The organism is Corallococcus macrosporus, assembly GCF_017302985.1.
Classification (GTDB): domain Bacteria; phylum Myxococcota; class Myxococcia; order Myxococcales; family Myxococcaceae; genus Corallococcus; species Corallococcus macrosporus_A.
Genome location: NZ_JAFIMU010000013.1, coordinates 62,514 through 76,544 on the forward strand (window position 1 = coordinate 62,514; position 14,031 = coordinate 76,544).

A 14,031-nucleotide genomic window follows, 5' to 3' on the forward strand; every position below is an offset into this window, starting at 1 on the left:
AACGCTAACACGCCGGCCTACGGGTCAGAGGAGGCCCGGGTCGATGCCTGCCGCGAAGATCGCGAGGAGCGCGCGGAAGTCCCTGGCGACCACCCGCGTCTCATCTCCTTCTTCATGAAGCCAGAGATGGACGCGCCCCTCCTGGTCCAGCAGCAAGAGGTCGCCATCGCGGCCGAACAAAGGGGCCATGTCGGCAAGGTGCGCCCTCGAGACGTCCTGCCGAAGCCCCTCTCGGAGGTCCATATCGTCCTGGGGCTCGAACATCCCCCAGCCGCCAATATCAATCAGCACCTCCCCCGCGCCGTCCGCGAGCTCGGCGAGTCCCTCCGGACACGGAAGCCTCCACTCGGCGAACTGCCGGCGCCAGGCATCCCCGAATGGATGGAAGTCCTCCTCCTCCTCGAAGTCGTCCTCGAGCGCCTCCTTCGGCATGGCCAGGGCGAGCACGGCTTCGACCAGCGTGCGGGTCTGGAGCTGTTCGTGCGATGGCCGCGCGGGGGCCTCGACGCCAAGCGTGGCGCATACCTGTGCGTGGCTGGCGAGCGTGCCCCAGAGCGCTGTCCCGCGGTCGAAGCGCGCCGAGGCGGAGAGCGGCCCGACGACGACGGGGTCGAAGCCCGCATCACGCGCGAGCCGCGCCGCCGTGGCCGCGGCCTCCGGGTCATCCGAGGCGATTGGAACCGCGGGGGGCACGAGCGCGACCGTCGGGCCGAACAAGGCTCGCTCGTCGAGCGTGTTGAAGGCCTTCACCATTCGCGCGCCCGGGAACAACGACCCGGTCAACGATCCAGAGCCGCACTGGGAATTGCCCAACCTGGCTGCGTAGTAGGGATCCTCGGGGTTCGTCACGTCGATCACGACCCCCCCGGACAGCGCCTGTCGCGCGGCTTTGGCGACGTCCTTGAGGGCCGAGACGGGCGTCGCCAGCACGATGACCTCCCCGTGAGACAGCGCCCGTGAAACATCGCCCACCGCGACCGGTGGCTCCACGGACACCTGCCACGGCCGCCGGACCCCGATGCGGACGGTGTGCCCTGCCCTCGCCCACAGCGCGCCGAGCCGCGAGCCAATGCGCCCCCCGCCGATGATCCCGATGCGGAGCGGCTTGTCGGTGCGCTGCGCAGGCACGTCGCCAGGGGCCATGCCCTGCGGCGCGTCGGTGGCGCCGAGTTGCGCTTCGAGCCCTGCGGCCGCCTCGGAGGCGCGACGGCGCAGCTCGGCGAGGATGCGCGACGCCTCCTCGCGATCCTTCCAGTACTGGTACGGCGCCAGACCGGTCACGTGCTTCAGGAGCTGGCGCTCAGGCCACCAGGAGAGCTCGATTTGCCAGCGCACGAGCTGTTCCGCGGGCTGCCGCTCGAACCACGCCAGGTACTCCGGACGAAGGGCCTCACGGCCTTCCGGCGGCAGCCAGGCGAAGAACTCCGCGACGGCAGGCGCATCCTCCGCTTCGACTCCACGCTGAAAGGCATGACGCGCATCCTCGACGCTGCCCGCCATCTCGCCCGCCTTCAATCGCGACCGGGCACGGGCGAGAAGAAGCCATGCCCGCGCCGCGATGAAGTCCTCCGGCAACAGCGCGGTGACGTTCGCGAGTCCCCGCTGGCGCTCGCAGAGCTCGACCGCGATCAGGTGCGAGACGTTGTAGTGCCGTCCCGGGGCGACCCGGCAAAGATAGGCGAGCTCGACACCGTCAGGCAGCCGCTCCAGGATCCCGCGAAGACGTTCGTGGATCGCGTGGATCGGGTGCACGCCACCGGAGTTGACGAGCTCGAGCAGGCAGCCCCCATCCGAATCACGACGCAGCCGCAGGGACCACCACTCGCGCCTGGGGTCTGGCGCGGACTCTCCTCCAACGAAGGGCAGGCTCACGAACCCCGACAGTAGGCCAACGCGCGCCGGATCGCCCGGGATTGCCACTCAAGCTGCTTGCCGCGGCCTCCCGGGGCGCAGCAGCGCGGCGGCCAGCACGACTCCGTAGACCACCAAGCTTCCATGGACCGCGAGCGCGAAGGCGAGCGAGGCACCGCCGTGCATCACGGTCAATGCGTCCACGGTGGGCATCACGACGCAGGCGAGGACGAAGACGCCCGCGGCCTGTCGCTGCCGGATGGCCACCAGGGCGAACATCGCCAGCGCCAGGCCCAGGTCCCTGCCTGCCTTGACGTGCAGCCAGGGGATGACCTCGCCCCCGGAGTCGGGCAGACCGAAGCCCCGCGCCGCGCTGATCGGGTCCGCCACGGCGCGGAGGCTGAGGAACAGCATGAAGGCCCCCAGAAGCAACGTGAACAGGGCCGTGGGCGAGGTGAGCTTCCAGGACAACGGAGCGGCGTTCGGGTTCATGAGGCCTCCAACTGAAGCGGGGGTGTCGTTCATGGCTGGAAATGTGACGTGCGGGCCTCGAAGCCGCCATTCGCGCACGGCTCAACTTTTTGTCTGAAACGCTCAGGCCGTGAGCGCCGCGGGCAGTCCGCTGCTAGCCTCGAAGGCATGGACCTCTCGCATGCTTCCGACCTGCTGGGGCAGATCCTCGAGCGAACCCGCTTACGGGGGCAGCTCTACTGCCGCACCGTGGCGCGGGCCCCCTGGGGGTTGCGCTTCGCTCCCACGACCACGGCGACCCTGCATCTGGTCATCGCGGGCTCCTGTCATCTCACGCAGGGCCGGGACGCCGTCGCGCTCGGGCCAGGGGATGTCGTGCTGCTACCGCGCGGAGACGGGCATGCCGTGGCGGACTCGCCCCGCAGCCCCAAGCAGCGGGTGGAGGATTGGCTGGCGACACGCGGCGAAGGGGCCTCTGGGTATGTGCTGGGCGGGACCGGCGTGGAGTCGCGGATGCTCTGCGGCTTCTTCGCGTTCGACGAGCCGGGAGCGCATCCCGTGTTGCGGCTGCTTCCCGAGCGGGTCCACCTGCGGGGGGCTTCCGAGGACGCGCGTGCCCTGCTGCCCACGGTGTCGCTGCTCGAACAGGAGTACGCGCGGGGGGAGCGGGGCTCCTCGGTCATCGTCTCCCGGCTGCTCGACATCCTCCTGGTACAGGTGCTTCGTGCCTGGGCGGACGCGCAGCCGCCGGGTGGCGCGGGCTGGTTGGGCGCGCTCGGCGACCGGACGCTCGCCAGCGCCCTGGGCTGGATGCACGCGGAGCCGGGCCGGAGCTGGACCGTGAGCGAGCTGGCGCAGCGCTCGGGGACATCGCGGGCGACGCTCGCGCGGCGCTTCGCGAGCGAGGTGGGCGCGGCGCCGCATGAGTACCTCACGCGGCTTCGGATGCAGGAGGCCGCGCACGCGCTGCGTGAGGGACAGGACGGGCTCGCGGCCATCGCGGCCCGCGTGGGCTACGAGTCCGAGTTCGCCTTCAATCGGGCCTTCCGGCGGGAGATGGGAGTGCCGCCCGGCGAGTACCGGCGCAAGGCGCGTGAGGTCCAGGGGCCCTGACATCCGCGTCCCCTGGGGCGCCCCCTCGCGAGTGCCAGCCCTGGCACGTTCGCGCGGGAGGCGCATCCGCGTGGAGCGCGTCCACCCGCGCAACACCGCGAAATCCCGGCTGGAGCCCGCGCGTATCGCCGCTGGCCCCGCCCTTGCCATGGAAGGGCTCCGCAGCCAACGCCAAGGAGCCCCACCCATGAAGCCCACCCCGAAGTCCTTCGCCGCCCCCACCTCGAAGCGCCGCGCGACCCGCGCCCTGGCCTGGAGCCTCACCGTGCTCGCCGTGGGCTGCGGCGCGAACGACGCCGCGTCCCAGGCAGGGACGACCTCCGCGTCCCAGGCGCTCGGCACACTGCCCGCGACGTGCGCGGACGTGCATGCCCTCCACCCGGATGCTCCGGATGGCACCTACGCCCTGTACGTGGGCGGTGACCCCAACGCCTCCTGGGGCGCGTACTGCCACGACATGGCCGGCACGCCCCGGGAGTACCTCACCCTCCCCTTGCAGCAGGAAGACACCAATGTCTCGCGCTACCTCGCGGGCGGCGCCTCACCCGGCACCAGCGTCGTCACGCGCTACACCCGCGTGCGCCTGCACCCGGACACGTTCCAGGTGGATACCGGCGACCAGACCTTCGCGACGTCCATGGGTGAGCTGACGCACTCGCCGGACACCGTGCGTGCCATGCCCTTCGGCGTCGCCATGTCCTGCGATGGCGAGCAGGCCCAGGCCAACATCAACCTCATCGGCACGAACTTCGAGGTGGATCCGGCCCTGTTCGGCGTGGGGGGCTTCGACGCCTCCGGCACCGCCGTCGCCAGCGGCGATGGACAGGTCGTCAACCTCTCTGGCGGAGGCTTCTGCGGCTGGACCGGCCCCCTGGGCAGCTACAACCCCTACAACCAGACCGGTTCGCTGCTGCAGCTGAAGTACCGGCCCCCGCTCCTCCTGCCGGCCACCTGCAAGGCCCTCCAGACCGACTACTCCCTCCACCACGACGGCGAGTACACGCTGTGCGTCGGGAGCGACCCCAACAAGTGCTGGTCCGCCTGGTGCCACGGCATGGATGGAGCGTCGCCCCGGGAGTACCTCACGCTCCAGCACACGGAGGACGGCGCCAACTTCTCGCAGTACCTCGCGGGTGGATCCTCGCCCGGCACCACGGTGCGCACTCGCTACACCCGCGTGCGCGTGCTCCCGGACACGCTCCAACTGGACACCGGGGATCAGACCTTCTCCACGTCCACCGGGCAGTTGACCCACTCGCCGCACACGGTGAAGGCCATGACCTACGGCGCCGCCATGTCCTGCAACGGCACCCAGACCCAGGCCAACGTGGACCTGCGCGGCACGCGCTTCTCCGTGCAGCCCTCCCGCTTCGGCGTGGGCGGCTACCTCGCCGCCGGCTCCGTCAACCCCAGCGCGTCCAACCAGGTCTTCAGCCTGTCGGGCGGCGGCAACTGCGGCTGGGTGGGCGCCGTGGGCAGCTACAATCCCTACAACCAGTACGGCACCCTGCTGCAGCTGACGCTCAACCCGCCGCAGCAGTAGGTCCTCCTGCCCGCGCGATGAAGTGCACCGGCCCTCGCGTGGGGCCGGTGGTATCGTCGTGCGAATGCGCCAGGGGGCAATCGGCATGAAGCGGTGGATGTTCGTCGTGATCAGCATGGTGATGGTGGGCTGTTCCACTCGCGACGATGATGATGACGCGGACGGTGGCGTGAGCGTCGTGGTCGATGCGGGCACGGACGGGGGCCTCGACGGGGGCCTCGATGCAGGCCCCGACGGAGGCTTCGATGCGGGCTTCGATGCGGGCACGGATGGGGGGCTGGACGCGGGCGCGGACGGCGGCTTCGACGGGGGCCTCGATACGGGCCGGTGCACGCAGGACACGGACTGTCTGGCTTTGGAGTTCTGCCATCCCACGGCGAAGGTGTGTGTCCAGACCTGCACGACCGGCGCGGACTGTCCGGACACGGCGAAGCAATGCGACGCGCTGAGCTCCACCGATTCACGGCGGATCTGCAAGTGCGCCACGGACGCGCTGTGCAACGTGGAGGATGGCAGCTCCAACCGGGTGTGCTCGATCCAGGATTCGGTCTGCACGCCCAGGTGCACGGAGGATGCGCAGTGCGGTGAGTGGCAGCGCTGCGATACCGCGTCGGGGCATTGCAAGGCGCGGGGTGACACCGGAGCCCCCTGCACGGAAGAGGGGCAGTCGAACTGCGATTACGGCACGCACTACTGCAGCTCGAACGTGTGCACGGCCCTCTGGGAGCCCACCTGCCCCAACTACACGAACTTCCCGAACAAGGACTGGTTGGGCACCACCGGTCCCATCCTCTACGGCTTCCGCCTGTTGAGCGTCACGACCGACACGGCGATCTGCGGGAGCGCGAGCCCCAATCGCTGGGATATCGCCCTCTCCGCGTACTCCAGCACCCCCTTCCCGGCGCTCAAGTCGCAGCTGAGCGGCTTCTTCCGGGTGCTGGTGGATGGTTCGACCCGGGATGGCCTCTCGCATCTGCTCCCGGGGAACAGCTACACCGTGTCAGGCGAGAACCGGGAGCGCGCGGAGCTCGTCGTGGGTGTCTGCCTTCCGACGACAGGCACCGCCCTCTCAGGCGGCTTCTACTTCACGAACGGCAACTTCTTCTGCTTCCAGGCCTACCGCTAGGAAGCCGTTCCGACCAAGGCCTGAGCGACCGGTCCGTTGTGCCGGTGGGCCTCGCCAGTATCCTGCCCACCATGCCCCAGACCCCTGCTCCGAAGTCCGTCGCATTGACCCTGGTCACGGCGGTGGGACAGGAGATTCCCGTCACGGGGACCTCCTTCACCATTGGCCGGCAGTTCGACTGTCATTACCGGCCTGACTCCGTGCAGGTCTCGCGCCGGCACACCCTGCTGCTCCACGAACCGGAGGGTTGGTTCGTGGAGGACATGGGCTCCGCGATGGGGACCTTCCACAACGAGCGTCCCCTCACCCACCGCCAGCGGCTGACCGATGGCGACGAGCTCAGGGTCGCGGACGTCAAGCTCCGGATCCGGCTTCGCTAGCGCCGGAGCACCTGGAGTCCGTCCGCGGAAGTCCGCGCACGCGCGTCTACCGGGAGGCGGGCTCCCGGACGCGCGGCAGCTTCACCACGAAGGTCGTGCCCTCTTCGTGCGAGGAGCGCACCATGACCTGGCCGCCGTGGGCGCGCGCGATCTGGTGGACGATGTAGAGCCCCAACCCCACGTTGCGCCCGCTGCGGTCCTGCTCCGCGCTGGCCCGCTGGAAGGGCTCGAAGAGCCTCGCGAGCACCTCCGCCGGGATGGGCGCGCCCTCGTTGTGCACCGTGAGCACCACCGCCTCGGGCAACCCCTCCAGCCGCACCCGCACCTCCGATTCCGGCGGGCTGTATTGCAAGGCATTGGCGAGCAGGTTCGTCGCGAGCTGGGCCAGCCGCTCACCGTCCGCCACGAGCCCCGTCTCCCCCTCCACCTCCCAGCGCAACCGGCGGTCGGGGCGCGCGTTGCGCGACTCCTCCAGCACCTGCGACACCACGTCGCGCAGGTCCTGATGACTCATCACGAGCGGCAACCCTCCGCCCAGGCGCGTCCGCGTGAAGTCCAGCAGGTCGCTCACCAGCCCCGTGGCCCGGGTTGCCGTCCGGCGGATGCGCTCCAGGATGTCGCGGGTGCCCGCGTCCTCTCGGGCTCGACGCAGCCCCACCGACGCCTGCATCAGGATGGCCGCCAGCGGGTTCTTCAGGTCATGGCTGACAATGCCAATCAGGTGCCGCTCGTACTCGGCCCGCATCCGCTCATCGGTGACGTCCCGGGCAATGGACAACACCGACAGCACGTTGCCCCGCGCATCACGCTCCGGAAGCAGTCGGGACTCCATCACCCGCCGCCCCTCCAGACCGGGAAGCTCGAACTCAATTGACACCTCGCGGCCGGTGAAGGCTTCGTCGATGGCGGCGTCCCACTGATGGACCCGCTCCGCGGGCATCCCCAGCTCGGCGTTGGTCTTCCCCAGGAAGTGCTCCACCGGCTCAGTCGTGAATCGCTGGATGCTGGGGCTGACGAAGGTGTGACGGTGCTGCCGGTCGAACCGGGCCACGACGTCCGGCAGGTGCGCCGCCAGCCGGCGAAACCCCTCCTCCGCGTGTTGAAGCCGCTGGTGGAGCTGCTGGGTGCGCAGCTGCGACGTGACGCGGGCGATCAGCTCCGAAGGGTCATACGGCTTCGTCACGTAGTCGTTCGCCCCGGCCAGGAGGCTCTCCACCACGTCCGCCTTGCTCCCCGCCACCGTGAGCATCAACACCGGCAGCTCCGCCGCGTCCAACTGGGCGCGAAGGAAGCGCAGCAGCTCGATGCCCGAAATCCCCGGCAGGTTCAGGTCGAGCAGCACCAGCGCGGGACGTGCCCCGAGCGCCAGCTTCTCCAGCATCGTCGGGCCTTCGGCGAAGGCCTCCAGCACGCAATGCCCCTCCAACACCCTCCGGGCACGCTCCCGTTCAAGCGCGCTGTCCTCCACCAGCCACACCACCGGCAGCGCGTCTTCTCCTCCCTCGCGGGAGCGTCTTCCGCCATCCAAGGATGCCAGCGACGACGGCGGCGACACAGGCGGTGATGCCGAAAGAGACGCCTGCACAGGACTTCCTCCGTGACCTTGTGACCGGCTGCGCCTCGGGCGGTTTACTGGCGGCCCCGGTTACAGGTCAATTGTGTCCTCGCCAGCGGCAGTGGATAGGTCGTCCCCCCTCCCCCCGACAACCCGCTCGGCCCCTGCTGTAGCGGACGCCCAAGCCTCCGCAGCCCTACCCGCCCCATGGGTTGCGACTCGACCTGCTTCCAGGGGGTGAGTGCCTGAGCCGGGCAGGAGGAAGCGGGGACCTGCCGACTGCAGGCCCCTATCGCTTCGCGAAAGCCCCTAACGCAAGGCTTCCAGCCGCGTCCGCAGGCGCTCCGCCACGCGGGGAAGGTCATCCGGGGCCTTCACCGGTTCGAAGCGGCTCGTCGCGGGGTCCGTGCGCCCCACTTCAATGAAGGCGACCGACAGGAGCGGCTGGCCATCTGGCCGGGTGAGGCTGCTGGCCTCCGCGGTCACCTGCTCGAACTGGAGCACGGGCGCGCCGTCCACCTTCTTGGGGACCACCCGGTAGGGAATGGGCAGCGCTTCGCTCAGCATGGCCTCCAGCCGGAAGGTGATGTTGTTGGTGGAGATGAAGGCGTGCTGTTTTGCGTCCACCTTCTCCACGAGCTGGAGCTGGCCGTTCACGCGCACCGGCGCCGCGCCCGCGTCCAGCGCGCCACTGGGGTTGGCTCGCGGCGTCACCTCCACCGTCATGTCGCAGCCCCGTTGCAGGTGCATCCCGATGACGACCGGGTCGAGCGTCGCCGCCAGGTTGTCCACGTTGGAGAAGTACATGCAGCGCACCCCGCGCTGGCGCAGCGTCTCCCCCACCCCGCTCTCGCGCAGGGCGCGGAACACGTCCCCATGGCCCGAAGGGGCGAAGGACAGCTGCCCGTCCGCCTCCCGGAACAAGGCGCCCTCCGGCGTGAGCCGGGGAAGCATCTGCTGCCGGAAGAGGACCACGTCCCGCCCCAGCCCCCGGGCTTCCAGGTGCGCGGCGATGAGATCGTGCGTGAGGAAGGAGGTCATCACCGCCACCGGCACCGGGCGGCCCAGCCGCTCGCCCAAACGGCGTGCCTCGGCGAGCTTGAGGTCCAGGAAGGTGTGCTCCCCCAGGACGGGGACCAGCCCCTTCACGCCCCCGCCAAAGCGCGTCCCCGCCCCACCGGCCACCACCAGGGCGGCCACGGCGCCCTCGCGGAAGGCCTGCTCCCCCGCCGCACGGCAGGCTTCGTGGGTAGGGGTGCCCTCGGCAGGCAGCGGCTGCACATCCCCCGGCCGTGGCGGTTCGAGCGGGCCCGCCAGGGCCTGGGACTCCGTCAGCTCCCCGCGCTGGTAGCGGCCGAGCAGCGCCCGGAAGTTGGCCGCGTCGAAGCCGTCACGCGCGAGCCGGGGGTCATTCAGTTCTCCATCCACATCCGCGGTCTGGGTTTTCACGCACGGGAGGATAGAGCGCCCTTCACCGAAACGCATGGGCCAGACAGCCAGGGTCAGTACGCGGGCTTCAGCAGCCCTTCGATGGTGTGATGCTGGACCACCGTCGTGAGCGCATCCACCACCCGGCAGGTGAGGTGGTCCCTGACGCGGGGTGGCAGGGACTCCAGGTAGCGCCGCGTCACCTGCAGGTCATGGTGGTTGGCGTTCGTCGCGTCCGGCGCATCCACGCCCACCACCAGCACCGGACGCGACTGATCCGAGCGGTTGGCCGTGCCCCGGTGGATGGTCAGGGCGGAGCGGGCGGAGATGTCGCCCATGCGCGGCAGCTTTGGGACCGCGCGGGAGATGTAGCGCGGCCAGAGCTCGCGAGGCGGGAACATGCCCCTGGCGCAGCCTTCGAACACGTCCCACTGGGTCCCGGGCGCGACCTCGAATGGCCCCATCTCCGGGAGGGTGTCCACGGCGGTCAGGTTGAAGGCCAACGAGTTGAGGCGACGGCCCTTCGTCGTGGCCTCCGGCGCGGCGAAGTCGCGGTGCCAGGGCTGGTCAGCCGCGCCCGGGAAGGGAACGTCGAAGCCCACCTCGACGATGCGGTAGTCGGGCCCGAGCACCGCCTCGCAGACGGCGACGAACCACGGGTGGGTGGCGATGTCGACAAAGCCCCGGATGCGCTCCGGGTGCACCTCCACGTACCAGCGCTGCGGCCCGCGAGGCAGCGCCCCGCCAGGGACCTGCTGGGCCTCGGCGAAGAGCGTCTCGATGTCCTCGCGCATCCGCACCACCCAGTCGCGTGGGAAGGCGCCCTTGAGCCCGATGATGCCGTCGCCGTAGAGGCCGCGCAGCAGGTCGGCCGGTTCGTGGGTTTCCTGTAGTGCGTGCACGGTGGTCATCTTTCCTCGCTCACTTGCCAGTCAGCGCCGGCGCGGCCACAGGGCCCGCCGAGGGTGTCCCGCCCTCGACGCGCGGCCATCCGTCCTTCCACGTGAGCCGGTCCATCAGCATCGGGCGGCGCACCGAGCGGTCCTTGCCGATGACCTCCTCGACGTAGGGACGCCGCACGTCGATGGCGTGATAGGCAATCCAGTCCTGTCCCTTGCGGTCGGTGAAGACGGAGTTGTGGCCCGGTGCGATCCACGCCTCGCTCCGGCGCAGCACGGCGCTGTCGGGTGCGCCCGTCGCCTGTGCCAGCGTCTCGAAGGGCCCGGTGGGCGTGCGCGAGCGCGCCACCAGGGCGGCGTACTTCACGTCCTGCAGCGGGCCGTGGCAGCAGTTCTCCCCCGAATAGAAGAGGTAGTAGTAGCCGCCGCGCTGGACGACCCACGCGCCTTCGACCAGGGCCTGGAACGGGACGCCCTTGTCCGCGCGCACCAGCTCCGTGGGAGCGCTCCCCTTCTTGAAGGAGAGCCCGTCCGCCGCCAGCTCCTGCACGCGGATGGGTTGGAAGCCCGACCCCCAGTAGAGGTACTTGCGCCCCGTGCGCGCGTCATCGAAGGCCATCGGGTCGATGTTCACGAAGGACAGCCCGCACACGAGCGGACGCCCGCTGTCGCGGAACGGGCCCTCGGGCTTGGACGACGTGGCGACGCCCAGGCAGAAGACCTCTTCCGGGCTGTCCACCGCGCCCCGTTCCTTCTTGAAGCTCGCCGCACGCTCGGCGTCCAGGGTGGCGGAGAAGTACAGGAAGAAGCCGCGCTCGCGACGGTGGACGTCCGGCGCCCAGAACATCTGCGTCGTCGAGGCCCACGTGGGCTTCACGGGCATCGCGTCGCCCATGCGCTCCCACTTCACGAGGTCGCGCGTGCGAGCCACCTGGACGTTCTGCACCTTGCCGGCGACGGTGCCCTGCGTCGCGTAGGCGTAGTACCACCCACCGCCCGCGTCGAGGACGGTGGGGTCCGGGAAGTCCTCGTCGAAGACGGGGTTGGTGTAGGTCGCGGCCGTCAGTCCGGCGCCGAGGATCAGCAGCGGCAGCAGTGGCATCCGATGCTCCGTCAGGCCGGGGTGGAGTAACGCGCTTCCACGACGAACGGCGCACACGGGCGGCCCTCCAGGTCCCGGAAGGCGACATGGCACTGGATGGCCCTGCGCTGGTCTCCGTCCTTGGAGTAGTCGGTGCCGTTGCGCCACACGTGCAGGTACATCGCGTAGAGGCCCTCGCCCACCCGGACGAACGAGGGGTGCCCCGGGCCATTCCATTGCCCGCCGAGCGCCGGGCTCTGGCTGTCGATGAGGAGCCGCTCGTCCCAGACCTTGTGCGCCAGCAGGTCCAGCTTCGCGATGTACGTGCGGTACTCGGCGTTGCCGAAGAAGCCCGCGCTGTAGACGAGGTAGGACTGACCGTCCTCGTGCACCACGAACTGGCCTTCAACCAGGCCGTCGTGATGCGGGCCATTGGTGAGCAGGACCTTCGCCGGGCCCAGGAGCGTGATACGGCCGTCGGCCCCCTGATGGAACTCGTGCGACAGGATGGGCGTGGGCGCCTTGTGGCGCTGCCCCGTCACCGGGTCCGTCCACTGCAGCCCGTTGCCGTCCACCTTGGTGAGCAGGAACGTCCGCTCCCTCCCCTGCGCGTCGACAGCCGTGGCCACGTGGCCGTCAATCATCCCGACCACCGGGTTCCCGCCGGCGGGCCCGCCCGGATAGCCGGGCGCCAGGTCCTTCACGCGGACGTTGATGTCCAGGAAGCCATGGTCCGTCCACTCACCGTCGATGGCGGTAGCCGTGGCGTAGGCGGAGCGCAGGATGCCGGCGCGGTCGCGCGCGGTGTAGTGCAGCGTGAGCATCCCGTGGCGCACGTCGATTTCAGGGGCCCAGCGGGCCACGACGAGGTCCCGGGGCAGGCCCGGCGAGAGCGGATCCAGCTCGCCGGCGTTCCACCACGCGGGGAGCCGCCCTTCGGGGAAGATGGCGCAATGCCTGCCATCTCTCAGGTGCGGCACCCAGCGGCCGCCGTCGAAGCGATACAGCCGGAAGGCGAACGGCTGGTCATTGGTGGTGGCCACCATCCAGAGGCCCGCGGTGCGCGCGCCTCCGGGGCTCGCCGCCGTCAAGCGCAGCACGAAGGGGTCCGCCATCGTCTCGTCGAGGAGCGGCTCGGGAACCCGCGGCAGGTTCGCGACGATGTCGCCGAGCGTGAGCGTCGCGTCCGGCGGAAGAACGGAAGAAGTCATAGGGGCGCGTGATGCGAGTAGAGGCAAGGGAGCATGGAGGGCGGCTATCGGCGTCGGGAGCGGCGCAGGATGCTCGCTGCCGCCCGTTGGGAATCCGCCAGGGCCTTGTCCGGATCCTTCTGGACCAGCCAGGTGGAGTTCAGCTCGTTGACCAGCAGGTCGCCCAGGGCGCGCTGGTACTGGATGGGCGGCAGCGCCGTGGCGATGGTAGCGGTGCGCGTGTACTCCGCCCGGTGCGGCAGGGCCTGCATCCGCGCGCTCTGGAGCACCGAGGCGCGCACCGGCAGATGCCCCGTGCGGGCCCACTGGAGGCTGTTGTCGTTGAGGAACTTCAGGAAGGTGAGCGCCGCCTTCTGCTTCGCGGGGTCCGGCCTCGACTGCTTCGGCATGACCCACGTGTGGCTGTCGGACCAGACGGCGTCCTTGCCATAGAGGGTGGGCATGTCCCGCACGACGTAGTTCTTGAGGCCGGACTTCCCTGTCGCGGCCTGGGCCGCGTACGTGTCCACGCCCCAGGTGCCGTTCACCAGCACCGCTGCCTCTCCGGCGAGGAAGGCCTGCTGCGCGGCCGCGTAGTCGTGTTGCGGATTGGCGGCGCCTGACGCGTAGAGCGCGTCGAGCAGGCGCAGCGCCTCGCGGCTCTCCTTCGACTCCAGCAGCGCCTCCTTCTTCTGTGCGTCCACGATGTTGCCGCCCTGCTGCCAGACCCAGGTGAGGTACTGCCAGGAGGGCATCGGATCCGCGCCGGAGGGGATGGCGAAGTAGGCCTTGCCCGTCTTCGCCTTCATCGTCGCGGCGTGTTGCATCAGCTCGGCGGGGCTGCGGGGCATCTTCGGCTGGCCCTTGTCGTCCACGAGCCCCGCCTTGATGAACAGGTCGGCGTTGACGTGCCACAGCAGGGCATGGAGGTCGAACGGCAGGGCCCAGACTTCACCGTTCGCGGTGACGCCCTCGCGCGCCGCCGGCACGAAGTCCGCGACGTCGATGCCCACCGCCGCGAAGTCCTTGCCCAGCGGCAGCAGGAGGTTGCGCACCTGGTAGTTCGGCAGGACGCTGCGGTGCATGACGGCGATGTCCGGCGGGGTGCGGCCCGCGACGTTGGCGCTCAGCCGGTCGTAGTAGACGCCCCACTCCACCGACTGCGTCTTGACCGTGATGCCGTCCGTGTTCTCCGCGTTGAACTTGTTGGTCAGCACCTGGACGATGCCGCACTCGCCCACCGCCTTCGCCACGTCCGTGACGTTGGCGTACGCGTCGCTGCACCCGCCAAAGAAGCGGAACAGGGTGATCTCCGTCCCGGCCCGCGCGGCAGTGGCGCCGAACATCGCGGCCAGCAGCAGTGCCGGCAGTAGCGTCTTCATCTTCATGGGAGC

At 69.9% G+C, this 14,031-nt stretch carries 12 protein-coding genes; 4 read left to right on the top strand and 8 right to left on the bottom strand.

Going from position 1 to position 14,031, the window contains the following annotated elements; all coding sequences use genetic code 11:
- Positions 1-24: 24 nt before the first annotated feature.
- Both JYK02_RS34555 and JYK02_RS34560 read right to left on the bottom strand, forming a co-directional pair.
- Positions 25-1,872, bottom strand: a complete 1,848-nt coding sequence (locus JYK02_RS34555) for an NAD(P)-binding domain-containing protein (protein ID WP_207057189.1) — start codon at positions 1,870-1,872, stop codon at positions 25-27.
- A 48-nt stretch (positions 1,873-1,920) separates the two neighbouring features.
- On the bottom strand, positions 1,921-2,343 hold the full coding sequence (locus JYK02_RS34560) for a DUF4267 domain-containing protein (RefSeq protein WP_207057190.1): 423 nt from the start codon (positions 2,341-2,343) through the stop codon (positions 1,921-1,923).
- A gap of 147 nt (positions 2,344-2,490) precedes the next feature.
- Here JYK02_RS34560 and JYK02_RS34565 point away from each other — a divergent pair, with 147 nt between their 5' ends.
- The 4 genes from JYK02_RS34565 (at position 2,491) to JYK02_RS34580 (ending at position 6,484) form a co-directional block, all read left to right on the top strand.
- Positions 2,491-3,435, top strand: coding sequence for an AraC family transcriptional regulator (locus JYK02_RS34565; RefSeq protein ID WP_207057191.1), 945 nt, complete (start codon positions 2,491-2,493; stop codon positions 3,433-3,435).
- A gap of 187 nt (positions 3,436-3,622) precedes the next feature.
- Complete coding sequence (locus JYK02_RS34570) at positions 3,623-4,978, top strand: GON domain-containing protein (protein WP_207057192.1); 1,356 nt, start codon at positions 3,623-3,625, stop codon at positions 4,976-4,978.
- A gap of 97 nt (positions 4,979-5,075) precedes the next feature.
- Positions 5,076-6,104 carry a hypothetical protein gene (locus tag JYK02_RS34575; RefSeq protein ID WP_207057193.1) on the top strand — a complete coding sequence of 343 codons (1,029 nt, stop codon included), beginning with the start codon at positions 5,076-5,078 and terminating at the stop codon, positions 6,102-6,104.
- Between the two features lie 71 nt (positions 6,105-6,175).
- The gene (locus tag JYK02_RS34580) at positions 6,176-6,484 is read left to right on the top strand and encodes an FHA domain-containing protein (protein WP_207057194.1); all 309 of its coding nucleotides are present in this window, start codon (positions 6,176-6,178) and stop codon (positions 6,482-6,484) included.
- 46 nt (positions 6,485-6,530) lie between these two features.
- On the opposite strand, the gene JYK02_RS34585 is transcribed toward JYK02_RS34580, so the two are convergent.
- The 6 genes from JYK02_RS34585 to JYK02_RS34610 all read right to left on the bottom strand — a co-directional run bounded on the left by JYK02_RS34585 (position 6,531) and on the right by JYK02_RS34610 (position 14,025).
- Positions 6,531-8,069, bottom strand: coding sequence for a sensor histidine kinase (locus JYK02_RS34585; RefSeq protein ID WP_347402649.1), 1,539 nt, complete (start codon positions 8,067-8,069; stop codon positions 6,531-6,533).
- Between the two features lie 279 nt (positions 8,070-8,348).
- Entirely contained in the window at positions 8,349-9,467 is a 1,119-nt protein-coding gene (locus JYK02_RS34590) for a UTP--glucose-1-phosphate uridylyltransferase (protein WP_347402650.1), read from the bottom strand.
- Between the two features lie 74 nt (positions 9,468-9,541).
- Positions 9,542-10,378: a phytanoyl-CoA dioxygenase family protein gene (locus JYK02_RS34595; protein ID WP_207057197.1), complete on the bottom strand. Its 837-nt coding sequence runs from the start codon at positions 10,376-10,378 to the stop codon at positions 9,542-9,544.
- A 10-nt stretch (positions 10,379-10,388) separates the two neighbouring features.
- On the bottom strand, positions 10,389-11,468 hold the full coding sequence (locus tag JYK02_RS34600) for a glycoside hydrolase family 43 protein (protein WP_207057198.1): 1,080 nt from the start codon (positions 11,466-11,468) through the stop codon (positions 10,389-10,391).
- A gap of 11 nt (positions 11,469-11,479) precedes the next feature.
- The gene (locus JYK02_RS34605; protein ID WP_207057199.1) at positions 11,480-12,658 is read right to left on the bottom strand and encodes a xylosidase; all 1,179 of its coding nucleotides are present in this window, start codon (positions 12,656-12,658) and stop codon (positions 11,480-11,482) included.
- Between the two features lie 44 nt (positions 12,659-12,702).
- Positions 12,703-14,025 carry an extracellular solute-binding protein gene (locus tag JYK02_RS34610; protein WP_207057200.1) on the bottom strand — a complete coding sequence of 441 codons (1,323 nt, stop codon included), beginning with the start codon at positions 14,023-14,025 and terminating at the stop codon, positions 12,703-12,705.
- Between the last annotated feature and the right edge of the window lie 6 nt (positions 14,026-14,031).